Raw genomic sequence first — 24,316 nt, 5'->3', positions numbered from 1 at the left:
TTTTCCCTCTGAAAATCCTGAGTCGGGCCAACGGCTTGGCCAGGACTTGGTTAGGACTTGGTCGGGACTTGAACCCGTGGTCTCGCGGAGGTTATCGCTGGGCGTAGCCAAGTGCCGTCACCGGCATGTCCGGCGCCGGAGCCTCAGGCGTCACGCTTGCGACCGCGGGGCCGCGCAGGCCCGGAACCGAGCCCGGCGCGTCAGGCGTCCCGTTGATCATATTGGAAAGTCCGCTGAATCCGGCCTGGGCGATCCTGCGCAGCACGAGGTCATCAGCGGCAGCCCACGGATCCTTACCGCCCTTGGCCGCCGTTGGTTCCTCACCGGAGAGGCGCAGCGCCCGCTGCTGGTTGGCGTCGTAGACGTCCCAGACCCAGGCGATCACGGTCTTGCCGCGCACGATTTGGGCGGAGAGGTAGCTGCGCACGCGGTAGGCAGCCGTCCCCTCGCGAGAAACGATCGAGAGGCTGCGCAGCTTGGATTCGGTGTCGAGCACGCCGACCATGCGGTCGAACACCTGCGGCGGCGGTCCGTCGATCGATTCGAAAGCGACCGTCGCCCCGGAGCCGGCGCTCGGCGCCGCCATCGCATAGGAATTGGCGGGCGCGTTGCCGCCGGCGCAGCCGGCCAGCGCCGTCGCTGCTGCCAGCAGCATAACCGCCAGCACGCGCGAGCTCGCACGGCGCAAGTTGGATGACGCTTCCCTCATTGAGGGCAGCGATATCGTTAAAATCGATTAAGGTCTAGGGCAGGGGAGACACAGATGACGCCGTCATTCCGGGTTCGATGCTTCGCATCGCCCCGGAATGACACGGGGTTTCTGTTGTGTTCACCCCTCCAGCGCGATCGCGTGAATGTGCCGGCCGTAGTCCGGCTCCTTGCGATGCACCGAGCGGCGATAGCTGAAGAAGCGTTCGTCGGCGTAGGTGTCGAGACCAAGGTCGTCGATCATCAGAATGCCGGCAGCTTCCAGGCGCTTGCGAATGAGGCCGGCGAGGTCGAACATCGCGTGGCCTTCGCGCACCGATGGAATGAAAAAGACGGCGTTCTCGGCATCTGACTCGATAAAGCGCGCCACGAACTCGTTGCCGACCTCGTAGCTGTCCTGGCGGATCAAGGGCCCGATCGCGGCGATGATGCCGCTGCGTGTGGCACCGAGCTTCTCCATCGCCGCAATGGTGGATTCCAGCACGCCCGTCAGCGCACCTTTCCAGCCGGCATGGGCGCCGCCGATGACCCGCGCATTGGGATCGACGAACAGCACCGGACCGCAATCGGCGGTGGAGACGCCGAGCGCGATGCCCGGCGTTCTGGTCACCATCGCATCGCCCTTCGGCCGCGGCCCGCTCGGCCACGGCGCATCGGCGACGAGCACGTCTGGCGAGTGGATCTGGTGCAGGCTGACGAAGCGATCGGCCGCGACGCCGACATGCTCGGCCATGCGGCGGCGGTTCTCGGCGACGAGGGCCTGATCGTCGTTGGAGCCGAGCCCGCCGTTCAGCGCGGAATAGATGCCGGTCGAGACGCCGCCCTCGCGCGTGAAGAAAGCGTGGCGCAGGCCGGGCACTGCCGACAGCAGTGACGAAGTCAGCGTCATCAATTGCCTCCGGCCTGTTCGAGATCGCTGAGGCCGGCAAGGCCCGTCAATCTTGGTTCGGAGATGCCGAGCACCTTGAACATCGAACCCATGCCGCTGCGTCCGGTATCGGTCAGCCGCTTCAGCGCCACGGAAATGTCGGTGGCAACTTCGGGCGTCGCCTTCTGCATCAGCGCGGCCGCGCGGGTGTCGATGCCGACGCGCTTGAGGAAATCGCCTTGCGTCACCGGCCCGTGCGCACGCGCGCCGACGTCCTCGGCTGCCCGCGCCAGCGCCTGAAAGTCGACATGGGCGGTGACGTCGGCCTGGCCCGGCGCCTTCAAGGGATCGGTGAAGGTGTGGCGCGCGATGGCCTGGAAGGTGTCGCCGGCATCGCTGCGCAAATGGCCGTAATCGATGATCAGGGCGGCACCGTCCTGGTCGCGCACGCGGGTGGCAAGCTTCATGATTTCGGTGTCGGGCCGCCATTCGAACACGGCACCCACAGGCGCGGCCCGCACCAAAGGCGGCAGCAGCACGTCGAAGCGCGGCGTCGGCTCGGCTGCCGCGCCGAACTGGAGCTTGCCGTTGGGATCGATCTCGATCACGCGCTCGTGCCAGCCGCCCTCGCGCTTCACCATCTGGTGGATCGGTAGCACGTCGAAATATTCGTTGGCGAGGATGACGCTAGGACCCTCCGGCACGTCGTCGATGCTGTCGTGCCAGGTGATGCTGTTGCGTACGCCCGACAATGTCGCCTGCTGCCGCTCGCGCAGCACTGGATTGACCTCGACCAGATGAATGCTGAGCCCCTGATAGAGCGGCGGCAACACGCGAAGCGCGCGCAGCGCGTCCGCCATCATGGTGCCGCGGCCGGGGCCAAGCTCGATCAGCCGCAGGGATTGCGGCGAGCCTATCTGCTTCCAGACCGAGGCGGTCCACAATCCCAGGAGCTCGCCGAACATCTGGCTGACTTCGGGCGAGGTGGTGAAGTCGCCCTCACGCCCGAGCGGATCGCGCGAAACATAATAGCCGTAGCGCGGATGCATCAGGCACGTCTCCATGTACCGCCAGACCGGCATGGGGCCTGAGGATTTGATCAGCGCCTTGATCTCGTTGAGCAATGACTGTTCGGTCACGACCTGTTGTCTCGAAATGATTTAATGAATTGCGGTTGCCGGCTTCGGCGCACCGCGCCTGATTGCCAATACAATAAGTACGCCGCCGACAATAAGCATCGGGATCGACAGCAGCATCCCCATGGTTAATCCGCCCCAGAGGTAGCCGAGCTGGACGTCCGGCTCGCGGAAATGTTCGCCGACGATGCGGGTCAGGCCATAGATCAGGATGAAGCTGCCGAGGATAAGACCCGGCCGCTTCAAGGCGCCAAGGCGGATCATCACCGCGAGCACGGTAAAGAGCAGGAGGCCCTCCATGCCCGCTTCGTAAAGCTGGCTCGGATGGCGCGGCACGTCGCCGCCGGTCGGGAAGATCATGGCCCAGGGCAGGCTCGGGTCGGCTGCGCGGCCCCATAGCTCCCCGTTGATGAAGTTCGTCAGCCGCACCAGGAATATGCCGATCGGCGCGACGCCGCAGGTGATGTCGCCCAGCGACAGGATCGAGATGCCATTCTTCCGGGCGAACCACATCACCGCCACGACACAGCCGAGGAAGCCGCCGTGGAATGACATGCCGCCCTCCCACAATTTGAAGATGGCGGCCGGATGCTCGACGAAGAAGGGCAGATTGTAGAACAGCACGTAACCCGTGCGTCCGCCGACGATGATGCCGAGTGTCACCCACAGGATGAAGTCGTCGATCTGCACCAGCGAGATCGGCGCCGGCCCGCCCCACAGGCGCTGCTTCTTCAACAGCGAGCGCGCATAGAACCAGCCGAATGTGATCCCACAGATGTAGCCGAGCGCGTACCAGCGGATCGCGAACGGACCGATCTCGAGGGCGATGGGCTTGAACTTGGGGAAGTCGATCAGCAGGAAAAGCATCAGGCCTTCTATGTCTAGACGAGATTGCGGCGATAGAGCGCCAGAAGGCGCTCCCAGTGCCGTTCGGCGGCGTCGCGGTCATAGACCGGGCGCTTGGGGAAGGCGAAGCCGTGATGGGTGCCGGGATAGATTTCGACCTCGGCCTTGGCGCCGCTCATGCCCTGCTTGACCTTCTCGATGATCTCGGTCGGCGCGTAGATGTCGGTCTCGGCGCAGGCGAAATAGAGCTCGGCCTTGGTCTTGCCGGCCGCGAGATGCGGGCTGTCGGCCTGATCGGTCGCAAGCTGCGTGCCGTAGACCGAGGCGGCGGCCTTGACGCTTTCAGGGAAGTGCGTTGCGGCGTTCACGGCGTAGCGGCCGCTCATGCAATAGCCGACCGTGCCGATGATCTTGGTGTTCGCGGCCGTCTGGCCTTCGGCATAGGTGAGCAGCGCGCGGGTGTCGTCCATGATCATGGGAATGGTGAGCGAGCCCATCAGCGCGAACATGCGCTTGCGCTCCGGTGCGTTCGGATCGGCCGGCAGCGCGCCGAGCTCCATCACGCCCGAGCGGTAATAGAGGTTCGGCAGCATGACGTAATAGCCCGAGGTCGCAAGGCGCCGCGCCATGTCGCGCAGCTCTTCGCGGATCGCCGGCGCGTCCATGTAGAACAGGATGACCGGAAACGGTCCGCCGCGCTCGGGATGAACGATGAAGGTCGCGGTGTGGCCGTCCTTGGTGGGAATTGCGATCTGCTGCTCGATCATGTCTTGCGTTCCGCCTTGTGATTCTTGTTATGCAGGGACGTTGAATACGATTGCAAGGAAACCGGGGCATGACAAGGATACCGCCGCTCGGCCCTTGAACCTGCCACCGCGGATTGCCATTGTCCTCTCACGCGTTCGCGCAAAGTTTATCGGGCCGCCAAAAGACCTAATAAGACACCTAAGAAGAGACCGATCAGGAGACCGACATGACCCAGACCACCAACCGGTTTTTCGACGAGATCGGCCGCTTGATGAACGACGCCGCCGGAGCTGCCCAGGGCGCCAAGCGGGAGTTCGATACGGTGCTGCGCAACCAGGCCGAAAAATTCCTGCGCGACATGGATCTGGTCAAGCGCGAGGAGTTCGAGGCCGTCAAGGACATGGCCCGTCTGGCGCGCGAGGAGAACGAGGCCCTGAAAGCGCGTATCGCGGCGCTGGAGGGCAAGCTCGGCGGGTAGGGCGCCTCGGCGTCATTTCGGGGCGCGACGAGTCGCGAACCTCAGGTGCGCAGTTGCGCACCGGGGAATCTAGAGGTTCCGGGTTCGATGCTCCGCATCGCCCCGGAACGACAGATGGGGGGCGGTGACATCGGCCCGCAAAAAATCCCCGCATTTCCTTGTCATTTCCGCATCTTCCGGGTAAAAGCCCGCCACGTTCACGGCCCCCGCACCCCTGGAGGCTTGCTGTGGACCATGCCATGGGCCGCGCTGCGGCCCATTAACTTTTGCAAAAACAAGGACTTAGACTATGGCGACGACCGTCAAGGAATTGAAGGCGACCGCACGTCCGAAGAGCGGCAAGGGGGCCGCCCGGGCTGAGCGTCGCGCCGGGCGCGTACCCGGAGTGATCTATGGTAACAACCAGCCCCCGCTCCCGATCTCGGTTGACGATCGTGAACTGCGCCAGCGCATCCTCGCGGGTCGGTTCCTGACCACGCTGGTGGACGTCGAGCTCGACGGCAAGAAGCACCGCGTCATTCCGCGCGACTATCATCTTGATCCGGTCAAGGACTTCCCGATCCATGTCGACTTCATGCGGCTCGGCGAAGGCGCCACCATCCGCATCAGCGTTCCCCTCCATGTCGTGAAGGCGGAAGGTTCGCCCGGCGTGAAGCGCGGCGGCACCGTCAACATCGTCGCCCACGCGATCGAGCTCGAATGCGGTGTCGAGAATATCCCGCAATACATCGAGGCCGACGTCGGCGCGCTGGAAATCGGTCACTCGCTGCATCTGTCTGATGTCAAGCTGCCGGCCGGCGTGAAGGCGCTGACCCGCGAGGACGCGACCCTCGTCACCATCGTGCCGCCGTCCGGCTACGCCGAAGAGCAGAAGGCCGCAGCTGCGGCTGCTGCTGGTGGTGCGGCTCCGGCGGCAGGTGCTGCTGCTCCGGCGGCAGGTGCGGCTCCGGCCGCGGGTGCTGCTGCTCCGGCTGCTGCTGCCAAGGCTCCGGCTGGCGGCGACAAGAAGAAGTAATCCTTCAGAAGAGCTGGCGCGCGGTCCCTGATCGCGTGCTGGCTGAGGGGCGCGCCGCGTCATGCGACTCTTTGTTGGGCTCGGCAATCCTGGCGCGAAATACGCACGTAACCGGCACAATATCGGCTTCATGGCCGTCGACGAGATTGCGCGGCGTCATGGTTTTTCACCATGGCGCCGTCGCTTTCAGGGCGAGACCTCGGAAGGCACGCTCGGCACGGAGCGCGTGATCCTGCTCAAGCCCACGACCTACATGAACGACTCCGGCCGCGCTGTTCAGGAAGCGGCGAGCTTCTTCAAGATCGCGCCTAGCGATACCACGGTGTTTCACGACGAGCTCGAACTGCCGCCGGGCAAGGTGCGGGTGAAGATCGGCGGCGGTATCGCCGGCCACAACGGCCTGCGCTCGATCTCGGCGCATATCGGCAACGAGTACCGCCGTGTCAGGCTCGGCATCGGTCATCCCGGCGTCAAGGAGATGGTGCACGGCCACGTGCTGTCGGACTTCGCCAAGGCCGACAACGACTGGGTGACGACGCTCTGCGACGCGGTGGCTGAGCACGCCGCCCTGGTCGCCAAAGGTACTGACGCGACCTTCGCCAACAGGGTGCATCTGGCGATGCAGGCGAAGGGATTTTTGACCAAGGACGAGAACGGCAAGGAATAACGCTCGTGGGATTCAAATGTGGAATCGTCGGATTGCCCAATGTCGGCAAGTCGACCTTGTTCAACGCGCTGACCGAGACGGCCGCGGCGCAGGCTGCGAACTATCCGTTCTGCACCATCGAGCCCAACGTCGGCGAGGTCGCCGTACCCGATCCGCGGCTCGACAAGCTGGCGGCCATCGCCAAATCTGCGCAGATCATCCCGACCCGGCTGACCTTCGTCGACATCGCTGGCCTCGTGCGCGGCGCTTCCAAGGGCGAAGGCCTCGGCAACCAGTTCCTCGCCAACATTCGCGAGGTCGATGCCATCGTGCATGTCGTGCGCTGCTTCGAGGATTCCGACATCACCCATGTGGAGGGCAAGATCGCGCCGCTTGCCGACATCGAGACCATCGAGACCGAGCTGATGCTCGCCGACCTCGACAGCCTCGAGAAGCGCGTCGACAACCTCTCCAAGAAGGCCAAGGGCAACGACAAGGACGCCAAGGAGCAGCTCGACCTGGTCAATCGCACGCTGGTGCTGCTGCGTGACGGCAAGCCCGCGCGTCTGGTCGAGCGCAAGGCGGAGGAAGAGCGTGCCTTCGGCATGCTTGGCCTGCTGTCGTCAAAGCCGGTTCTCTACGTCTGCAACGTCGAGGAAGGCTCGGCGGCCACCGGCAACGCCTTCTCCAAGGCGGTCGAAGAGCAGGCGGCCAAGGAGGGCGCGGTCGCCGTCGTCATCTCTGCAAAAATCGAATCCGAGATCGCGACGATCTCGCGTGAGGAGCGTGCCGACTTCCTGGAGACGCTGGGTCTCGAAGAAGCGGGTCTCGATCGTCTGATCCGCGCCGGCTACAAGCTGCTCGAACTCATCACCTATTTCACGGTGGGCCCGAAGGAAGCACGCGCCTGGACCATTCATCGCGGCACCAAGGCGCCTGGCGCGGCCGGCGTGATCCACACCGATTTCGAAAAGGGCTTCATCCGCGCCGAGACGATTGCGTATGACGACTACGTCACGCTCGGCGGCGAGGCCGGCGCCCGCGATGCCGGCAAGCTGCGCCTCGAAGGCAAGGAATACGTCGTCGCCGACGGCGACGTGATGCATTTCAGGTTCAATACGTAACGCAACACGGCGTCCGTGCCTGCCTATTCGTCGTCGCGGAACTGCTTGACGACAACAGCCGGATTCCCGGCGACGACCACGCGCGAGGCGACGTCCTCACGCACCACCGCTCCGGCGCCCACGACCGAGTGGTCGCCGATCGTCACGCCCTTGAGCACGATCGAGCGCGCACCCACCCACACGTTGTCCCCGATGTGCACCGGGGCGACGGCCCGGGCAACCGCAGGCTCGTGCCGGAGCCGTGGGGGCAGGTTGTGAAAGTCCGTGTCGACGATGTCGCAGTCGCTGATCAAGCAAGACGACCCGATGTCGACCTTCTGCGCGCAGCCGATCCAGCAGCCGTTGAGCAGGGTGCCATCGCCGATTGTCACCTGGCCACGCCCGGTGATGAGCACGCGCTTGCCGATCCGGCAGTTCGCACCGATCGACACCCGGACCCCGCGACCGAGCACCAGCCAGCCCTTGAACACGATCCCGGGTCCGAGCTGGAGCCGGCTCCCGTACCGCACCGTCAGCCATGCGCGCGAACAGGCGAAGAACAGGAGGGCACCGGCCCGCAGCACCGGGTTCTCGATCTTGCCCACTACATTCGCTCCTGACCCTTGCGGCGGCCCGCACCTCTCGTGCCGAGCCTCGCATCCGCACGTAAATACGCGGTGAAGAACGACGTCGCACCCGGCGCGCCCGTCTGGGTGGCGGCCTATGTCGCGGGGGCGGCGACGTGATGCATTTTAGGTCTAATGCGCAGAGCGCCCTACGGCACCTGTGCCCGCCTCAACGCACTCCGCCGCCCTGATCCCTGATCGCGCCGAGATGCTCGTTGATGCGGAATACGATCAGGATCAATTCCGCGGCGATGCGCGAGAACACCACGCCAACGACCACGCCTGCGATCGATTCCAGCACGACCAGGAAGCCGGCAAACGGGCTGATCGCCATCGCGGTGAGGCCGGCGAAGATTCCGGAGAGTCCGAACAGGCAGATCACGCCGATCACCAGCCAGTAGAAGGTCTTGATGATCGTCGGCGTGATGAAGCGGTCCCACTGAAACAGATCGCTGAATGAAAACATCTCTCTCCCCCGGGCGGATGGTGCCCCCGGCCGCGCCAATCCGACAATGAGGCAGGCCGACTCGCCGAATGTAGCACGAGCCATGCGGGCCGGCGGGTTGAGATTGCCGCAAAGTGCGGCCACAATCTGTCCTTCCCGCAAAGCTTTTCCAAGATGACCCTGACCTTCGAAGATTTTCCGCCCGGCCGCTATGGAACGTTCGGCCCGCGCCATGTCACCCGCGACGAGATTCTGGCGTTTGCCGCCGAGTTCGATCCGCAGCCGATGCATCTGGATGAGGAGGCCGCCGGCAGGAGCATGCTGCGCGGCCTTTCGGGCTCCGGCTGGCATCTCTGCTCGCTGATGATGCGGATGATGGCCGACGGTTTCATCACCTGCGCCGCCTCGCTGGGATCTCCGGGGGTCGACGAGGTGCGTTGGCTCTCGCCGCTCAGGCCGGGTGATGATCTCATGCTCGACGTCGACGTCGTGGAGGCGCGCACCTCGAAGAGCAGGCCGAACCTCGGCATCGTCAAGTTCAAATGCACGGTGCGCAACGCCAAAGGCGAAGCGCTGTGCGAGATGACCTCGCCGATCCTGATCGAACGGCGCACGGGAGCGGCGTGATGCGGTTCTTCGAAGAGATCGAGATCGGACAGCGCCGCGACATCGGCACCTACAATTTCACCGCGGAGTCCATCAAGACGTTTGCCGCGAAGTTCGATCCGCAGCGTTTTCACCTCGACGAGGAGGAGGGCAAGAACTCGCTGTTCGGCGGGCTGGCTGCCTCCGGCTGGCACGTCGGCTCGGCCTGCATGAGCCTGCTTGTCGCCGACGGACAGCGCCTGGCGCGCGAAGCCGCGAGCCGCGGCGAGGAGATCGCGGTGTGGGGGCCGTCACCGGGCTTTCGCGACCTGCGTTGGATCAGGCCGGTGCTGGCCGGCGACACGATCAGTTATTCCAATGTCGTCATCGACAAGCGCAGCTCCGCCTCGCGTCCGGGCTGGGGCATTTTGACGGCCCGCACCACTGGCACCAACCAGCGCGGCGAGGAGGTCTATTCCATCACCGCCAGTGCCTTCGTGCCGATGCGGAAAAGCGCTTAGACCAGTTCCAAGATGAACAGCTAAAACAGCGCGCGAGTGTTGCCCGCGCGCTATGGACGCGATTCAGGGTGGCTGCCATAAGCCTCCCCGAGATGGCCGGTCGCCGTGAAGCAGTTGCCGGAACCATCGAGTTGCTAACCAATTATGAACCTGTCGCTGTCTATTTGAACGAACTGGGCAGAGGACAGGGGACGAGAACGATGGCAGACCGCGGCGCACTGAAATTGGTCGGATTTATCTTCGCTACCGCGACGCTGGCGGTGATGCTGGTCGCCGGTATCGTGGTGAAGAGCTACGCCGACGGCGCCTACACCCTGGAAGCCTCGACCGTCGAAGCGAGCCGTTAAGGGCTCGTTAACTTTCGCGGGGCCGCGAGGCGGCCTCCGCCCTCAGCGGCTATAGACGAGCGCCAAAACCGCGATCGCAACCGCCAGCAGCCCGACAAAGCGCAGCATGATGGTCCCGAACTGGCTCGGCGCGGGCCGCAGCGGTATCGGGTCCGTAGTATCGGGCCGAATGCTTTCCATGTGAGATGTCCCCGAGGCCCGGCCGTCAGCGGCACGGGCGCCTGGCATTGGTCGCCGGGGACGGGCGGTGGGTTCAAGACCTCCCAGAATCAAAAAACCGCCGCGCTCCTTTGCGGAACGCGGCGGCTGGTGATGCTTGGCTAGCTTGCGATCAGCTGTTGCGCAGACCGTCGGCGGCGCGCTTCCACTGGGCGACGTTGTCCGCGATCATGCGGGTCGACTTCATCGCGGCCTGGCTGAGCTGGGCGTAGCCCGAGATCTCGCGCTGAACGCGCTGGCCTTCGGCATGGAGCAGGTCGCGCAGGCTCTCAAGCTCGGAGATCAGGTTCTCGATCTCGGCAAGCGAGGTGCCGGCGACGCGTTGGATCAGCGAGTTGACGTTGGTGACGGTGGCTTCCGCGCTCGGATCGAGCGGCGGCGAATCCGCGGTCGTGGTGGCGGCCGGCCGGCGCAGATAGGCGATATCGTTGCGCACGAAATCGCGGATGCCGGCTTCGACTTCCGTCACGGCGGCGAGATTGCTGTCGACGGTTTCGGTCTCGGTTGCTTCAACCTTTTCCGGACGGATGGCGTTCATCGTTATTCCCCTGTTCGCGTTGAGCGCAGCGCGAGTGTCCCCCGCACGACGATGTGTGTCAGGCCGGCGCATCTTGGGCGTCGGATTTTGACCGCAACAGGGCCGAGATGCGGCAAGGGCGGACCATTCGGGGGCCTTGCCGTGGCGTATGGTTAGGGAAGTCTAAAGAAGGCTCACCAGCTCTTCTTGAAGCCGGCGGTGACGCTCTTGTTGATCGCGCCTTGCGAGGTTTCGCCGACCGAGCCGGAGACGGTGACGTTGTCGAACAGTTTCTGCTCGGCACCGACCTTGCGCAGCCATTTGTCGTCGGTGGTCGATAGGGTCTGGCCCGCGGTGACGCTGGTGCCGGTGTCGGTAACCGTGACCTTGGCCGACTGGTCGGTCTCGTAATTGCGGGTGACGTGGCCGCCGACGCCGGGCAGCGCCGTGGTGCCCTGCTGGTTGACGCTGTAGCCGTTCTGCAGCGTCAGCGAGGTGTCGCTCGAGAGCGGCATTGATTTGGTCAGCGACGCCCCGAGCTTGCTCTGCTCACTGCCGGGATCGACGCGGGCTTCGACCGCAGTCTTGTCCCAGATCGCGCCCGCGCCCGGCGCGGTCGCGGCGGCCCAGGCGCTGCCGGAGGATTGCGGCAGGTTGCCGCCATTTTCGGCCTTCTGCGCCAGCAGCTCCGACATCGTGGTCGGCTCTTTGGTCACCGTCATGTCGGCGCCGATGCGGGTGTCCCAGAACGAGGACACCGACTGCTTGACCTTCACCCCCGAGGAGCCGTCGGCATTGGCGTTGGACGACCAGTCCATCCCGTCCTTGGCCGCGGCCTTTGCGCGCTTCTTGGCGGCGATGAGGTCGTTGAGCGTGCCCGCGTCGATCGCGAGCTGGCTCCAGTCGAGCTTGTCGACGTCGATGCCTTTGAGCACGCCGGGGTCGTTGACGTCAGGGGCCTCGGCGACCTCGGCCTCGTCGTCGTCAGGCGTGGTCGCGGCGGGGGGCGGGGAGAAGGGCGGAATGATCTGCGCTGTGGCCGTCAGCACCGAACCCAAAATGAACGCGGCCGCCAGCGGCAGCCTGATCCAGCCGAAACTTGTCGAGAATTCCATTGCCCTTGCCCACGAGCCCAGTTCGCGCGGAAAATGCGGAACTATCGTTGCGAAATTGTGGCGTTCGCCTCGCCGATAATGACGAACCAACGGGCCGCGCGCAAATGGCGTGCGCCCGGTGACGAGCATCTCCATGACGGCGTCCGGCGGGGCTGGAGGCCAGCACGTGTCATGGGAGCATCAATCGACCGGTCCCGAACTCTCGGAGCCCGTTGGTGTCCCCCTCAGCCGACGCTGGCCATCTTTGGCAGATGAATGGCGCGGCCGAGTGCCTGTTCGACCAGGTCGAACGTGTCGACCAGCACGCGCAAGCTGATCAGCCTATCAGCCCTGAACTGGGCGAACTGCGCGACGCGCAGGCTGATCGGCCTGTCGGAATCCAGCGCCGTGAGTGAATAGCGCAGCATCGACGAGGCGGAATCGACGCCCAGCATGATGCTCTCGCGCTCGAAACGGCGGACGCGGAAATTGTCGGCGAGCTGGCGGATGACCTGGAGCACGGCGGCCTTGCCCTGGCGCGCGCCCAGGAACGGAAACATGTCGATCGGGCCATAGATCGCCCATTCGACGTCCTCGTCGATCAGGGCCTCGATATCCTCGAAATGCCGGTCGTTGATCGCACGGTGCAACGCGCGCGAGAAACGCCAGAGGCTGTGCTCTGTCATTTTGGGCCGTCCCGAAACTGAAGCGTAAAAACGGAAAACAACCCCATGCACAGTAAGGTGCCCCAGGGCTGCTCAATTCATTTGTGTACGAACAAATACGGGATTTCTGGAAAAACTCAAATCACGTTTTTGCAAGGCACAAGTGAGCGCAAAGTGTGAGATTTACAATAGAACCCCGTAATCCTACCGGGTCCGGAAGCGGGGGAGGGAGGTTCAAGCCCCCGATCGTGCCAAATCCTCAGTGTCGTCCTGGCTTTCGCCCAGGACGACACTGCGTCACCCCCCGTCTCCCGCCCCCACGATCAGCGGCCCGATCTCCCGCTCCAGCACCTGCTGCACCAGATCGTAGGAATCGATGATCTCGCGGATCTGTGCGATCTGCCCGTTCCGGAACGTATAGAACACCGCCATGTCGAACTGCACGATGCGGCCGTTGTCGCGCTTGGTGAAATAGCTGTGCAGATAGGTCGCGACCTCGTCGCCGTCGGCGACGATGTGCGGCGCCTTGTAGCGGATCTCGGAGTAGCGCGACCAGACCGTCTGCCAGAGCTGGCGCAGCTCGGCCTTGCCGTGGCGCGGGCCCATATGCGGCAGCACGTCGATCGGCGCGTGGGTGAGGAAGTCGACGTCGTCGGTGCAGCACGACAGCGCGGCCTCGAGATCGCCACGTGCAAAAGCATCGAGCAGATGCAGCGCGCGTTGCTTGTTCAACGACTCGACGCTCATGCCGCTCCCGCCCTCATTGGCCACGGATCATAAACGCTATCGCGCCGCGCGCGGGTTCATCAATCCGCAAAAACACAGGTATTCGCCAAAATGGTCGCGCCGCATTGTCTGGCGGTTCATGTCCTGCAAGGCCGGGTTGCGCTGACATGGGCATGCCCGAAATCGGGCGGGCGCTCTGACGCCGCACGCATGAGGGCTGACGTCTCTCACCATGTGGCGAGCGCGGGAACCCGGCCGGCTCGTAGTCGTTGAGACGCTGACACCGCAGGAGACATCCATGAAATCCCCGCTTCTAGCCGTCACTGCCGCGCTTCTCATGCTCGGCGCGACCTCCGCCGCCAACGCCAAGGGCTGCATCAAGGGCGCCATCGTCGGCGGCGTCGCCGGCCATTATGCCGGCCATCACGGCATGCTCGGCGCAGCCGCTGGCTGCCTCTACGGCCGTCATCACGCCAAGGAGCAGGAGAAGCAGCAGCAACAGAGCCAGGTGAACGGGCAGGGCAAGCTGTAGCCCATTGTCATTCAGGGGCGCGCGAAAGCGCGAGCCCGGAATCCATCACGTCTCTGATTCCGGGCGCGAAATGGGGCGTGAGCCAGCTCACATCGCGTGTCTTCCCTCTTCGGCTAACGTCACCCGCATGTATCAGGGAGACGTGCCATGGCCGTCACCGCCACCGCGAGAAAGTCCCGCCAGCGCAACGCGCTCGAAGGCTTTGCGCTGACGGCGATCCTCCAGAGCTTTCCGACCTTCGCCGCAGCCGCGCTGCTGCTCAAGCTGTGCGGCAACCACAACCTCGTCGGCGACCCCGGCATCGCCATCTTCGTCGCCTTCGCCTCGCTGGTTCACGCAACCATTGCCGTCACGCTCGGGCCGAGCGTCCCGGCGCTGTCCAAGACGCTCTACGAGCCGGCATTCTTCGACGGCACCCTGTCACTCTCTGACAAGATTGCCGAATGGCGCACCCACCCGATCGCCTCGCTGCAACTGGTCGCGATCGTGCTGTTGCTGTCGGTGATGGCTGTGGTGACCGCGAGTGTGGGGTGAGGGGCTTTGACCGGTCGTCCTCACATCCGACAACCTACCTCTTCTTCCACCCACCCCGTCGTCCCGGCATCCCGCCCGTCGACTTCGGCGCGGGCCCGAACTCCGGGCCTGACTGCCGTGAGTCCGTCGGCTGAATGATCCGGCTCGTGCTGCCGAACGGCTTTGCCGGCAGGTTCGGGCTCTCACGATACGGCAGCGATTCCGGGCCGTGCATCTCGTCGAGATGCGGCTTGTGCACTTTCGAGCCGCTGCCGCCGCCGCTCGCCTTCAGCGCGGAGCCCACGGTCTTTTTCTTCATCGCGCTGACCGGCAAATTGGCGGCATCGCCGTATTTCCTGGTGCCGGCATAGGCGCCGGCCTTGCCCGCCACAGTGCGCTGCTTGGCGGTGGGGTCGTCGACCACCGCGAGCTCGGTGGCGCGCAGGCGCTTGACCTCGTCGCGCAGGCGGGCGGCTTCCTCGAAGTTCAGATCGGCAGCGGCTTCGCGCATCCTTGTTTCGAGATCGGCGAGCACGGCTTCGAAATTGTGGCCGATCGAGATGACGTCGTCGGTCATGTCGTGGCCGCCGACCTCGACCAGCACGTGGTCGCGCTCGTAGACGGAGTTGAGGATGTCGCCGATGTGCTTCTTCACGCTCTCCGGCGTGATGCCATGCTCCGTGTTGTACTCGACCTGTTTTTCGCGGCGGCGGTTGGTCTCGGCGATGGCGCGCTCCATCGATCCCGTCATCTGGTCGGCATAGAGGATCACCTTGCCGTCGACGTTGCGCGCGGCGCGGCCGATGGTCTGGATCAGCGAGGTCTCGCTGCGCAGAAAGCCTTCCTTGTCGGCATCGAGGATCGCGACCAGGGCGCATTCGGGGATGTCGAGGCCTTCGCGCAACAAATTGATGCCGACCAGCGCGTCGAACGCGCCGAGACGAAGATCCCTGATGATCTCGATGCGCTCGATGGTGTCGATATCGCTGTGCATGTAGCGGACGCGAATGCCCTGCTCATGCAGATATTCGGTGAGGTCCTCCGCCATGCGTTTTGTCAGCACTGTTATCAGCGAGCGATAGCCGGCCTGGGCTGTGGCGCGCACTTCGCCCACGAGATCGTCGACCTGGGTGCGGGCTGGGCGGATATTGACCGGAGGATCAATAAGTCCGGTCGGGCGAATGACCTGCTCGACGAACACGCCGCCGCTCTCGTTCAATTCCCAGGCGCTCGGCGTGGCCGACACCGCGACCGTCTGCGGCCGCATCATGTCCCACTCCTCGAAGCGCAGCGGGCGGTTGTCCATACAGGAGGGAAGACGGAAGCCGTATTCGGCCAGTGTCGCCTTGCGGCGGAAGTCGCCGCGGAACATGCCGCCGATCTGCGGCACCGTGACGTGGCTTTCGTCGGCGAACACCAGCGCGTTGTCGGGCACGTATTCGAACAGCGTCGGCGGCGGCTCGCCGGGCAGGCGCCCCGTGAGGTAGCGGGAATAGTTCTCGATGCCGGCGCAGCTTCCCGTCGCCTCCATCATCTCGAGATCGAACGTGGTGCGCTGCTCCAGCCGCTGCGCCTCCAGCAGACGGCCCTGGTTGTTCAGCTGGTCGAGCCGCATCTTCAACTCGGACTTGATCGACTTGATCGCCTGCACCAGCGTCGGGCGCGGCGTCACATAGTGCGAATTGGCGTACATCTTGATGAATTCGAGCTCGTCCTGCTTGTGGCCGGTGAGCGGATCGAATTCCTCGATGTTCTCGATGGTGTCGCCGAACAAATTGACGCGCCAGGCGCGGTCTTCATAGTGCGCCGGGAAGATGTCGATGACGTCGCCGCGGACACGGAACGTGCCGCGGGTGAAATCGGCTTGCGTCCGCTTGTACTGGAGCGCGACGAGATCGGCGATCAGCTGGCGCTGGTCGATGCGCTCGCCCTTCTTCAGCGCGAAGGTCATCGCGGTGTAGGTCTCGACCGAGCCGATACCGTAGATGCAGGACACCGAGGCGACGATGATGACGTCGTCGCGTTCGAGCAGCGCGCGCGTCGCCGAGTGGCGCATGCGGTCGATCTGCTCGTTGATCGAGGAGTCCTTTTCGATGTAGGTGTCCGTGCGCGGGACGTAGGCTTCCGGCTGGTAGTAGTCGTAGTAGCTGACGAAATACTCGACCGCATTGTCCGGGAAGAAGCTCTTGAACTCGCCGTAGAGCTGGGCGGCAAGCGTCTTGTTCGGCGCCAGGATAATGGCGGGGCGCTGCGTCGCCTCAATCACCTTGGCCATGGTATAGGTCTTGCCCGAGCCGGTGACGCCGAGCAGCACCTGCGAACGGTCGTTGCGCTCGATGCCCTCGACGAGCTCCTTGATCGCGGTCGGCTGGTCGCCGCGCGGCTCGTAGGCCGACTTGATCTCGAAGCGCACGCCGCCTTCGGACTTCTCCGGGCGCGGCGGCCGGTGTGGGGTCCACACTTTCGTGGAGCCGTCGTCTTTGCGGAACTCGGGGCGGCCCTCGCGGATCAGCGATTCCAGTGCGTCGGCCGTGGCCTTGACGCCGAGCGCCTCCATCTTGCTACGCGGCGGCCGCGCCAGCGCCTCGGCATCGTCCTCCTCGGTGGGAAGGCCGAGCTGCCGCGCCAGTTCCGGATCGAGCGTCGGAATCGTCGCCGCAGTTCCGTAATTGGCCTGCGGCGCCTCCTCAAAACCCTCGGCCGAGCTGCGCGCCCCCACGGGCTGTGGATTGGGCCGCAGCGGCATCGGCTTGGTGCTGTCCTGCGGAAACTCTTTTGGGGTCGAGGCGCGCGCCCGATGCGCGGCGGCCTCGCCACCGGCACGGCGGTCGCGCGAATTGTCCGGCGGCGGCTGCAGCCCCGTGCCTGATCCAAGCCCGGCATCGCCGCGATTGATCGCGGGATTCAGCAGTTCGGCCAGCGCCGGCCCAATCGGCTGCACATCAGGCCGATGCGCCTTCGAATTCGGAGCCTTGGTTTTCGGGGATTTTGGGGGAGCAGGTTTCTTCGCCATGAGGCGAATATGGGACGAGTCCGCCCTTCAGAAAAGGGCGAAGGCACGTCCTTGAGCAGGCTGCTGACAGCAGGTTGGCAGCAGCGCAGGCGTCACGCCGCCGGCAGCGGCCCGTCGCCGTCCACGACCGTCAGGCGCGGTTCGAGGATGTCGAGATGGATCCCGCCGCAATCGGTGCAGCGCATGGTCCAGTACTCACAGCCGGCGCGGCCGCCGATCACGCGGAGCACCGTGAGATCGCCATCGCATTCCGGGCAAATGGTCAGCACCTTGCGCGAATAAATCCGCGGACGCCCACCGTCGTCGAATTCGATCACTGACATGAACCGGCGTTCCCCTGCTGTGCTGCGATGTCCTTCAGTCCTGTTGCCGTGTCGCCGGCCTATTCGTCGTCGCTGTCGTCGGCATGCCGGCGGAAGCGGTCGATGTGATGCTTGGCGTCTGCGATCGCAGCGTCGGGATCGGGCCAGGCGAAGCCGACCTCCATGGTCGGAAACAGCACGCCGTCGATGGCAAGCGGGCTCAAATCGGCGCGCCGGATCCGGGCGTGCCACAGTCCCTTGCCAGCTTCGAAAGATTCGATGTCAAAGCCGTCGTAAAGGGTCGTCATTGGTAGTCCCCAAATGCTCAGATGTCGGAGGGTTAGAGGACCACGTTTGCGGATTTCGATATGTGAAGCGGTTCACAAGCGGCCGGCTTTTTCAGCCGAACGGCTGATACGCCAAGGGATTTTCAAGCGACGCGGATACCCGCTCGCGTCAAGAAAACGCATCAAAACAAGAATTTAGTTCCGTGCTGCGCGCCCCGACCGCCGCGGCCGGGCCGCGGGTTCCGCCGCCGCCCGCATGATCCAGCGGCGGAACGCGGCAAAATCGCGCTGCTCGGTCTGAAAGCTGCGGTAGAGCAGGTACCAGCGCATGCCCTTGGGCACCGAGAGGTCGAACGGCGCCACCAGGCGTCCGGCGGCGATGTCGTCGTCGATATAGGGCCGGATGCCCATGGCAATGCCGAGCCCGTCGGCGGCGGCCTGCAACGCCTGGCCGTAGAACTGGAACTCCGGTCCGCGTGCATTGATGCGGGTGAGGCCGGCCGCCTTCAGCCAGATCGGCCAGTCCTCCGGCGAATGGGTGACGCGGATCAGGCCGGGCCCCTTGAGGTCCGCCGGCCGCTTCAGGCCGCTGGCGAGGCGGGGCACGCACACCGGTGTCAAATCGCCTGCGAACAGCGGCTCGGCGACGAGGCCCGGCCAGTCGCCGGTGCCCAGCTTGATGCCGCAGCTCCAGTCCTCTCCGAACGGCACCTCGGCGCCGCCGGTGGTGAAGCGCACCTCGATGTCGGGCTCTTCGCTGCGAAACTCCGACAGCCGCGGGATCAGCCAGCGCATCGCAAAGGTGTGGCCGACACCGATGGTGAGCACGCGCACGCTTGCAGGCGCCGTCACCTGCGCGGTGAGGCTGGCGAGCGCATCGAAGATCGGCGTCAGGCCGCTTTGGTAGGCGCGGCCCGCCTGCGTCAGCACGAGCTTGTTGGCCTTGCGTTCGAACAGCGCGACGCCGAGCCGCTCTTCCAAGAGATGCACCATGCGGCTGACGGCGGCCGCCGACACGTTGAGCTCGATCCCGGCGGAAGCAAAGCTGCCGGTCCGGGCCGCCGCCTCGAATGCCTTGATGCCGTTGAGAAAAAGCAGCCGTCGCAAACGATGGACCCTCAGGAAAGCTGATGCCAGGCCAAGATAACTCAGTTTGCGCGAATGGGGCAAGCGAGGCAGAAATATCAGCGTAATTCATGCTGATTTGTTTCTTTCGCCTCTCCCCACAAGCCGGGCGAGGGGGAATGTGCAGCTTGCGTCCCTCACCGTCCTAGCAGGAGCCTGCCCACGTGACGCCCATCATGATCGCTGCCCTTGGATTGCTGATGGTCGGCACCGCGTTCCTGTCGGGGCTGTTCGGCATGGCGGGCGGGCTGATCCTGATCGGCGTGCTGCTGGCCTTGATGCCGCTGCCGACGGCGATGGTGCTGCATGCGATCACGCAGATGGCCTCGAATGGCTGGCGCGCGTTGCTGTGGCGCGCGCATATCCGCTGGCGGCCGGTCGCGAATTACATGGTCGGCGCTGCCATCGCGCTCGGTGCGTGGTCGCTCACGCGCTACGTGCCTGACAAGCCGACGGCGCTTTTGATGCTGGGCGCCACGCCGTTCATGGCGCGGCTGCTGCCGAGGGATATCAAGCCAGACCCTGATCGTCTGTGGCAGGGCACCGTCTATGGCACGATCTGCATGGGCCTGATGCTGATGACGGGCGTTTCCGGGCCGCTGCTCGACACCTTCTTCCTCGGCGGCGATTTCGGCCGGCGCGAGAAGGTGGCGACCAAGGCGATGTGCCAGCTCGTCAGCCATTTCACCAAGCTGATCTATTTCGGCGGCATCATCGACCAGGCCGCCTCGCTCGATCCGGTGCTTGCCAGTGTCGCAATTCTCGCCTCGATGCTCGGCACCACGCTGGCGCGGCGCATTCTCGAAGCCATGACCGACCAGCAGTTCATCGCCTGGTCGAACAAGCTGATCACCACCATCGCCTGCTATTACATCGCCTATGGCGGCTGGCTGCTGGTTCGCACGCCGGTGCTGGCCGCCTTCGACAAGGGAGGTTTGCAATGAGCGAGACGGCCGACCCGCTGGTGCTAGATTTCGTCGAATGGATCGCGCGCGAGCCGCGCGCCTATGCCGAGGTGATCTCGACCTGGAAGACCTCGTGCCCGCGCCTCACTATCTGGGAGGACGCCGCCGATCGCGGCTTCGTCGCGCGTGAGACGCTGCCCGGCCTCGGCCTGGTCATCGCGGTGACGGAAGACGGCGAGAAGCTGCTGCGAACCAACGGGCGGTAGCGCCACATCGTCATTGCGAGCGCAAGCGAAGCAATCCAGAATGCTTCCGCGGCGGCAGTCTGGATCGCTTCGTCGCACCTGTGCAAAATTGCTTCGCAATTTTGTCACGGGCTCCTCGCAATGACGGAACACCATTCATGTCGCTCAAGCTCTATGAACTCGTCGGCACTGATGCCTCACGTCCCTTCAGCCCGTATTGCTGGCGCACGCGGATGGCGCTGGCGCATAAGGGGCTGACGGCGGAATCGCTGCCCTGGCGTTTCACCGAGAAGAGCGCGATCGCGCCGCACGGCTCGGAGAAAGTCCCGGTGCTGCTGCATCACGACCGGCCCGTGGTCGATTCCTGGGCGATCGCGAACTACCTCGAAGACAATTTTCCTGATCGTCCGTCGCTGTTCGGCGGCGAGGGCGGCCGCGCCATGGCGCGCATGATCAATGCGTGGGGCGACATCGCCATCGTCGGCGGCATCTTTCCGCTCATCATCGCCGACATCCCGAACAATCTGGCCGAGGTCGATGCCGCCTATTTCCGCCAATCGCGCGAAGCACGCTTCGGCGGCAAGAAGCTGGAAGAGATCATGGCGAGCCGCGACAGCGGCGTCGTCGCATTCCGCAAATCGCTGGAGATCATGCGGCAGACGTTCAAGACGCAAGCTTATCTCGGCGGAGCCGCGCCGAACTATGCCGATTACATCGTGTTTGGCGGTTTCCAATGGGCGCGCGTGGTGAGCCCGTTCAAGCTGATCGAGGCCGACGATCCCGTCTATGCCTGGCGCGAAAGGATGCTCGATGCATTCGACGGCATGGCGCGGAAGTCGCCGGGATTTGCGGTGTAGACTTCGTAGGGTGGGCACAGGCGCAAAGCGCCGTGCCCACGCAATGGAATTGGTGGGCACGCTTTCGCTTTGCTCACCCTACGATACTGCCGTAGCCGCCTTCCGCAAGCACTCCCGGCACAAGCAATCCTCGCCCTTCACCGGCATCGGCAGCTTGGCCGTTTCCTCCGCGCACCAGCAATTGCCCGAGAGATCGCAGCCGAACTCGGCGCCGCATCGGGAACAGGCAAGGCGGCGCGGGGCCGGTTGCGGAATCGTGATTTCTTTCGGATTTGTCATGATTTACGTCGAAGCTTTGCCGTCATTTTCATGTCGGGTTCATCTGTCGCCGCAGTATATTAGGCGCCGCGCAGAGACCATGGAAGCGGTTGGCAAGGCGCGGAGGACAAATCGATGGCCCGCGATTCGCAAGCCGCTCTCGTCGCGCTGAACCGCTTCGGCTTCGGGCCGCGCGGCGGCGCATCCGGCGATCTCATCAATGCGGCCTCCGATCCCCGCGGCTTCGTGAAGGCGGAACTGGCGCGTCCCCTTGGCGCTCTGCTGGAGGCGCCCGGCCTGCAATCGACGCCGCAACTCGGCCAGGCCGTGTTCGCCTATCAGGACCAGGTCAAGCAGGCGCGCGAGGCCGCCAAGGCCGCAACGCCGACCGAAGCGCCGGCGCCGCCGCCTGCGAACCAGAAGCCCGACAATCAATTACGGCGCAATCTCTCGCTCAACACGGTGGCGAGCGAGATATCAGGTCAGCAGGTGGCTGAGGCCAAATCTGCCGACAACAAGCCCGCCGACGGTGCGATGAAGCCCGACGCCATGCAGCCCAACGCTGCAGCACCACCGGCTGCAAAGCAGCCGCAGCAGCCCCTCAACGTGATCCAGAAGACGTTTCGCACCGAAGCGCTGGCGCGGTTGCAGCGCGCGATGCTGGTCGATTGCGGCTTCACCGAGCGCCTGGTGGTGTTCTGGTCAAATCATTTCTGCATCTCCGCGAGCAAGGGCGAGCTGGCGCGGATGTGGGCCGGCGCGTTCGAGCGCGAGGCGATCCGCCCGCACGTGCTCGGCCGCTTCGCCGACATGCTGAAGGCGGTCGAGCAGCATCCGGCGATGCTGTTCTTCCTCGACAACCAGCAATCGCTCGGACCGGATTCGCGCGCGGGCCAGAACCGCAAGCGCGGGCTGAACGAAAATCTCGCGCGCGAGATCATGGAGCTGCATACGCTCGGCGTCGGCGGCGGCTATACGCAGGAGGACGTCACCTCGCTTGCGCGCATCATCACCGGCTGGACCTTTGCCGGCCGCAAGGGGCAGCTCGGCGCGCCCGGCTCTTTCGCCTTCAATGCCAATGCGCATCAGCCCGGGCCGCAGGTGCTGCTTGGCAAGACCTACGAGGCCAATGGTCTGGCGCAGGGCGAGGCCGCGCTTGCCGACATCGCGCGCCATCCCTCGACCGCGAATTTCATCGCCACCAAATTCGTCAGGCATTTCGTTGCCGACGATCCGCCGCCGGCGCTGGTGGCGCGGCTGCGCGATGTCTTCGTCAGGACCGACGGCGACCTCAAGGCGCTGGCGACGGCTCTGGTCGATTCCGACGAAGCCTGGAAGGCGCCGCTTACCAAGATGCGCTCGCCTTACGACTTCCTGGTCGCGAGCGGGCGGCTGCTTGCGCGGGTGCCGGAGGATCCCGGTCTCTATCTGGGCAGTCTGAACCTGCTCGGCCAGCCGCTGTGGACGCCGGCCGGACCCAACGGCTTCCCCGACACGGCTGCGGCGTGGGCCGCGCCCGAGGGCATGAAGCTCCGGCTCGACATCGCCTCGCAGATGGGTGCACGGCTCGGGCCCAACATCGATCCGCTCGACCTTCTGGAATTCGCGGCCGCCGACGCGGCATCCGTCGAAACGCGCAAAACCATCGAGCGCGCGGAATCGCGCCAGCAGGCCCTGGCGCTGCTGTTGATGTCGCCGGAAATCCAGAGGAGATGATGATGATCGACTGCGTCGAAAACCGGCTCCTCACCTCGCGCCGCGGTCTTCTGCTCGGCGGCGCCGCTTTCGCGGCCTGGGCTTACCTGCCGAAATTCGCGCGCGCCGCCGACGGGCGCGACCCGCGCCTGGTCGTGGTGATCCTGCGCGGTGCGCTCGACGGGCTCGCAACCGTCGCGCCGCTCGGCGACCCCGACTATGCCGCCCTGCACGGCTCGATCGCGCTTACGGCGGACGGTGCGCATCCTGCGACCAGGCTGGACGGCTTCTTCGCGCTGCATCCGGCGATGCCGGAATTTGCGCGCATGTACCGCGACCAGCATGCCGCGGTGATCCACGCGGTCTCGACGCCTTATCGTGACCGCTCGCATTTCGACGGACAGGACGTGCTCGAGAGCGGCTATGCCGGACCGGGCCGCGTGCAGTCGGGCTGGCTCAATCGCGCGCTCGAAGCGCTGCCGCGCGGCGAGCGCGTGTCGAGCGGGCTAGCTGTCGGCCCCACCACGCCGCTGGTGCTGCGCGGCGCGGCACCGACCGTCGGCTGGGCGCCGGTCGCGCTGCCGCAGGCCGATGACGACACCGCGATGCGGCTGGTCGATCTCTACCGTCATCGCGATCCCGCGCTCGCCTCGGCGCTGACGCAAGGCCTGCAACTCGAGAAGGCGGCAAGCGGCGACGACATGAAGCCGAAGCCCGGCAACCAGGTCGCGCAGATGCGGCAGGTCGCGCGTGGCGCGGCCAAGCTGATGGCCGCCGATGACGGTCCGCGCATCGCAGCGCTCGCCTTCGACGGCTGGGATACGCACGCGAACGAAGGCGGCCCAGTGGGGCGCCTCGCCTTCCTGCTCGGCGGTCTCGATAGTGCGCTGGCCGAATTCGAAAGCGGCCTCGGCGATCGCTGGCGCGACACCGTCGTTGTCGTCGCCACTGAATTCGGCCGCACCGCGCGCATCAACGGCACCGACGGCACCGATCACGGCACCGGCACCATCGCGCTGCTCGCCGGCGGCGCGGTGAAAGGTGGACGCGTCATCTCCGACTGGCCCGGCCTCAAGCCCGCCAATCTCTACGAAGGCCGCGACCTCAAGCCGACCACCGATTTGCGCTCCGTCATCAAGGGCGTGCTGCAAGGCCAGTTCGGCCTGTCGGATCAGGTGCTGGCCCAGACCGTGTTCCCGGATAGCGCCAGCGCAAGGCCGATGAAGGGATTGGTGGCTTGACAGCCGCCGCCGTCATGCTGCGCCTTGCGGCGCGTCGCGGAATGACGACAT

At 65.0% G+C, this 24,316-nt stretch carries 31 protein-coding genes; 14 read left to right on the top strand and 17 right to left on the bottom strand.

The annotated features are described in order from the left end of the window. Positions 1-91: 91 nt before the first annotated feature. The 5 genes from XI06_RS35810 to XI06_RS35790 all read right to left on the bottom strand — a co-directional run bounded on the left by XI06_RS35810 (position 92) and on the right by XI06_RS35790 (position 4,325). On the bottom strand, positions 92-709 hold the full coding sequence (locus tag XI06_RS35810) for a hypothetical protein (RefSeq protein ID WP_271607446.1): 618 nt from the start codon (positions 707-709) through the stop codon (positions 92-94). Between the two features lie 120 nt (positions 710-829). Further along, positions 830-1,597: a peptidoglycan editing factor PgeF gene (pgeF, locus tag XI06_RS35805; RefSeq protein WP_271607445.1), complete on the bottom strand. Its 768-nt coding sequence runs from the start codon at positions 1,595-1,597 to the stop codon at positions 830-832. Further along, positions 1,597-2,715: a class I SAM-dependent methyltransferase gene (locus XI06_RS35800; RefSeq protein ID WP_237864466.1), complete on the bottom strand. Its 1,119-nt coding sequence runs from the start codon at positions 2,713-2,715 to the stop codon at positions 1,597-1,599. Before XI06_RS35800 ends, pgeF begins: the two co-directional genes overlap by 1 nt. Positions 2,716-2,736: 21 nt before the next feature. Next, on the bottom strand, positions 2,737-3,579 hold the full coding sequence (lgt, locus tag XI06_RS35795) for a prolipoprotein diacylglyceryl transferase (protein ID WP_237864465.1): 843 nt from the start codon (positions 3,577-3,579) through the stop codon (positions 2,737-2,739). Between the two features lie 14 nt (positions 3,580-3,593). Beyond that, positions 3,594-4,325 carry a dienelactone hydrolase family protein gene (locus XI06_RS35790; RefSeq protein WP_237864464.1) on the bottom strand — a complete coding sequence of 244 codons (732 nt, stop codon included), beginning with the start codon at positions 4,323-4,325 and terminating at the stop codon, positions 3,594-3,596. A 206-nt stretch (positions 4,326-4,531) separates the two neighbouring features. Between XI06_RS35790 and XI06_RS35785 the strand changes: the two genes are divergently transcribed. The 4 genes from XI06_RS35785 to ychF all read left to right on the top strand — a co-directional run bounded on the left by XI06_RS35785 (position 4,532) and on the right by ychF (position 7,568). Next, positions 4,532-4,783 (top strand): accessory factor UbiK family protein, encoded by a 252-nt coding sequence (locus XI06_RS35785; protein ID WP_271607444.1) that lies wholly within the window; start codon positions 4,532-4,534, stop codon positions 4,781-4,783. A 289-nt stretch (positions 4,784-5,072) separates the two neighbouring features. Next, positions 5,073-5,798: a 50S ribosomal protein L25/general stress protein Ctc gene (locus XI06_RS35780; protein WP_237864463.1), complete on the top strand. Its 726-nt coding sequence runs from the start codon at positions 5,073-5,075 to the stop codon at positions 5,796-5,798. A 61-nt stretch (positions 5,799-5,859) separates the two neighbouring features. Further along, positions 5,860-6,465, top strand: coding sequence for an aminoacyl-tRNA hydrolase (gene pth / locus XI06_RS35775; RefSeq protein WP_271607443.1), 606 nt, complete (start codon positions 5,860-5,862; stop codon positions 6,463-6,465). A 5-nt stretch (positions 6,466-6,470) separates the two neighbouring features. Then, positions 6,471-7,568 (top strand): redox-regulated ATPase YchF, encoded by a 1,098-nt coding sequence (gene ychF, locus XI06_RS35770; RefSeq protein ID WP_271607442.1) that lies wholly within the window; start codon positions 6,471-6,473, stop codon positions 7,566-7,568. Between the two features lie 23 nt (positions 7,569-7,591). On the opposite strand, the gene XI06_RS35765 is transcribed toward ychF, so the two are convergent. Continuing rightward, a complete protein-coding gene (locus XI06_RS35765) occupies positions 7,592-8,152 on the bottom strand; it encodes an acyltransferase (RefSeq protein WP_271607441.1) in 561 nt (186 codons plus the stop codon). Positions 8,153-8,342: 190 nt separating this feature from the next. Then, a complete protein-coding gene (locus XI06_RS35760) occupies positions 8,343-8,639 on the bottom strand; it encodes a DUF4282 domain-containing protein (protein WP_027534247.1) in 297 nt (98 codons plus the stop codon). A gap of 153 nt (positions 8,640-8,792) precedes the next feature. Here XI06_RS35760 and XI06_RS35755 point away from each other — a divergent pair, with 153 nt between their 5' ends. The 3 genes from XI06_RS35755 (at position 8,793) to XI06_RS35745 (ending at position 10,071) form a co-directional block, all read left to right on the top strand. Beyond that, a complete protein-coding gene (locus XI06_RS35755; protein ID WP_271607440.1) occupies positions 8,793-9,245 on the top strand; it encodes a MaoC family dehydratase in 453 nt (150 codons plus the stop codon). Next, positions 9,245-9,724, top strand: coding sequence for a MaoC family dehydratase (locus XI06_RS35750; RefSeq protein WP_237864459.1), 480 nt, complete (start codon positions 9,245-9,247; stop codon positions 9,722-9,724). Before XI06_RS35755 ends, XI06_RS35750 begins: the two co-directional genes overlap by 1 nt. Before the next feature lie 200 nt (positions 9,725-9,924). Continuing rightward, positions 9,925-10,071 (top strand): hypothetical protein, encoded by a 147-nt coding sequence (locus XI06_RS35745; protein ID WP_237864458.1) that lies wholly within the window; start codon positions 9,925-9,927, stop codon positions 10,069-10,071. A 42-nt stretch (positions 10,072-10,113) separates the two neighbouring features. Here the strand turns inward: XI06_RS35745 and XI06_RS35740 are convergent, their stop codons facing one another. The 5 genes from XI06_RS35740 to XI06_RS35720 all read right to left on the bottom strand — a co-directional run bounded on the left by XI06_RS35740 (position 10,114) and on the right by XI06_RS35720 (position 13,313). Further along, positions 10,114-10,251 carry a hypothetical protein gene (locus XI06_RS35740; protein ID WP_237864457.1) on the bottom strand — a complete coding sequence of 46 codons (138 nt, stop codon included), beginning with the start codon at positions 10,249-10,251 and terminating at the stop codon, positions 10,114-10,116. A gap of 151 nt (positions 10,252-10,402) precedes the next feature. Continuing rightward, the gene (locus XI06_RS35735; RefSeq protein WP_271607439.1) at positions 10,403-10,828 is read right to left on the bottom strand and encodes a hypothetical protein; all 426 of its coding nucleotides are present in this window, start codon (positions 10,826-10,828) and stop codon (positions 10,403-10,405) included. A gap of 173 nt (positions 10,829-11,001) precedes the next feature. Next, positions 11,002-11,922, bottom strand: coding sequence for a hypothetical protein (locus XI06_RS35730; RefSeq protein WP_271607438.1), 921 nt, complete (start codon positions 11,920-11,922; stop codon positions 11,002-11,004). A 224-nt stretch (positions 11,923-12,146) separates the two neighbouring features. Next, positions 12,147-12,587 (bottom strand): nuclear transport factor 2 family protein, encoded by a 441-nt coding sequence (locus tag XI06_RS35725; RefSeq protein WP_271607437.1) that lies wholly within the window; start codon positions 12,585-12,587, stop codon positions 12,147-12,149. Between the two features lie 276 nt (positions 12,588-12,863). Beyond that, positions 12,864-13,313, bottom strand: a complete 450-nt coding sequence (locus tag XI06_RS35720) for a nuclear transport factor 2 family protein (protein WP_237864453.1) — start codon at positions 13,311-13,313, stop codon at positions 12,864-12,866. A gap of 277 nt (positions 13,314-13,590) precedes the next feature. Here XI06_RS35720 and XI06_RS35715 point away from each other — a divergent pair, with 277 nt between their 5' ends. Together XI06_RS35715 and XI06_RS35710 are read left to right on the top strand one after the other, a co-directional pair. Then, complete coding sequence (locus XI06_RS35715; protein ID WP_237864452.1) at positions 13,591-13,824, top strand: hypothetical protein; 234 nt, start codon at positions 13,591-13,593, stop codon at positions 13,822-13,824. A gap of 147 nt (positions 13,825-13,971) precedes the next feature. Next, positions 13,972-14,358, top strand: a complete 387-nt coding sequence (locus tag XI06_RS35710) for a hypothetical protein (protein WP_271607436.1) — start codon at positions 13,972-13,974, stop codon at positions 14,356-14,358. A gap of 34 nt (positions 14,359-14,392) precedes the next feature. Here the strand turns inward: XI06_RS35710 and uvrB are convergent, their stop codons facing one another. The 4 genes from uvrB to XI06_RS35690 form a co-directional block, all read right to left on the bottom strand. Continuing rightward, positions 14,393-17,350 carry an excinuclease ABC subunit UvrB gene (gene uvrB / locus XI06_RS35705; protein ID WP_271607435.1) on the bottom strand — a complete coding sequence of 986 codons (2,958 nt, stop codon included), beginning with the start codon at positions 17,348-17,350 and terminating at the stop codon, positions 14,393-14,395. Between the two features lie 92 nt (positions 17,351-17,442). Next, positions 17,443-17,673: a hypothetical protein gene (locus XI06_RS35700; protein ID WP_271607434.1), complete on the bottom strand. Its 231-nt coding sequence runs from the start codon at positions 17,671-17,673 to the stop codon at positions 17,443-17,445. Between the two features lie 59 nt (positions 17,674-17,732). Further along, on the bottom strand, positions 17,733-17,960 hold the full coding sequence (locus XI06_RS35695; RefSeq protein ID WP_194464357.1) for a hypothetical protein: 228 nt from the start codon (positions 17,958-17,960) through the stop codon (positions 17,733-17,735). 174 nt (positions 17,961-18,134) lie between these two features. Next, entirely contained in the window at positions 18,135-19,046 is a 912-nt protein-coding gene (locus XI06_RS35690) for a LysR substrate-binding domain-containing protein (RefSeq protein ID WP_237864445.1), read from the bottom strand. 182 nt (positions 19,047-19,228) lie between these two features. On the opposite strand from XI06_RS35690, the gene XI06_RS35685 reads away from it, so the two are divergent. From XI06_RS35685 to XI06_RS35675, 3 genes are all read left to right on the top strand, one after another. Then, on the top strand, positions 19,229-20,008 hold the full coding sequence (locus XI06_RS35685) for a sulfite exporter TauE/SafE family protein (RefSeq protein WP_271607433.1): 780 nt from the start codon (positions 19,229-19,231) through the stop codon (positions 20,006-20,008). Next, the gene (locus XI06_RS35680) at positions 20,005-20,235 is read left to right on the top strand and encodes a hypothetical protein (RefSeq protein ID WP_237890363.1); all 231 of its coding nucleotides are present in this window, start codon (positions 20,005-20,007) and stop codon (positions 20,233-20,235) included. Before XI06_RS35685 ends, XI06_RS35680 begins: the two co-directional genes overlap by 4 nt. 137 nt (positions 20,236-20,372) lie before the next feature. After that, positions 20,373-21,071, top strand: coding sequence for a glutathione S-transferase family protein (locus XI06_RS35675; protein ID WP_271607432.1), 699 nt, complete (start codon positions 20,373-20,375; stop codon positions 21,069-21,071). 78 nt (positions 21,072-21,149) lie between these two features. On the opposite strand, the gene XI06_RS35670 is transcribed toward XI06_RS35675, so the two are convergent. After that, on the bottom strand, positions 21,150-21,350 hold the full coding sequence (locus XI06_RS35670) for a cysteine-rich CWC family protein (RefSeq protein ID WP_237864441.1): 201 nt from the start codon (positions 21,348-21,350) through the stop codon (positions 21,150-21,152). Positions 21,351-21,464: 114 nt separating this feature from the next. Between XI06_RS35670 and XI06_RS35665 the strand changes: the two genes are divergently transcribed. After that, positions 21,465-23,045, top strand: coding sequence for a DUF1800 domain-containing protein (locus XI06_RS35665; RefSeq protein WP_237890360.1), 1,581 nt, complete (start codon positions 21,465-21,467; stop codon positions 23,043-23,045). Between the two features lie 2 nt (positions 23,046-23,047). After that, entirely contained in the window at positions 23,048-24,265 is a 1,218-nt protein-coding gene (locus XI06_RS35660) for a DUF1501 domain-containing protein (protein ID WP_271607591.1), read from the top strand. Positions 24,266-24,316 lie beyond the last annotated feature (51 nt).

The sequence above is a fragment of the Bradyrhizobium sp. CCBAU 11434 genome, assembly GCF_028128895.1.
GTDB classification, from domain to species: Bacteria; Pseudomonadota; Alphaproteobacteria; order Rhizobiales; family Xanthobacteraceae; genus Bradyrhizobium; species Bradyrhizobium zhengyangense.
Note: the sequence above shows the minus strand (reverse complement) of the source record. Positions and strands in the feature narration are given on the sequence as shown.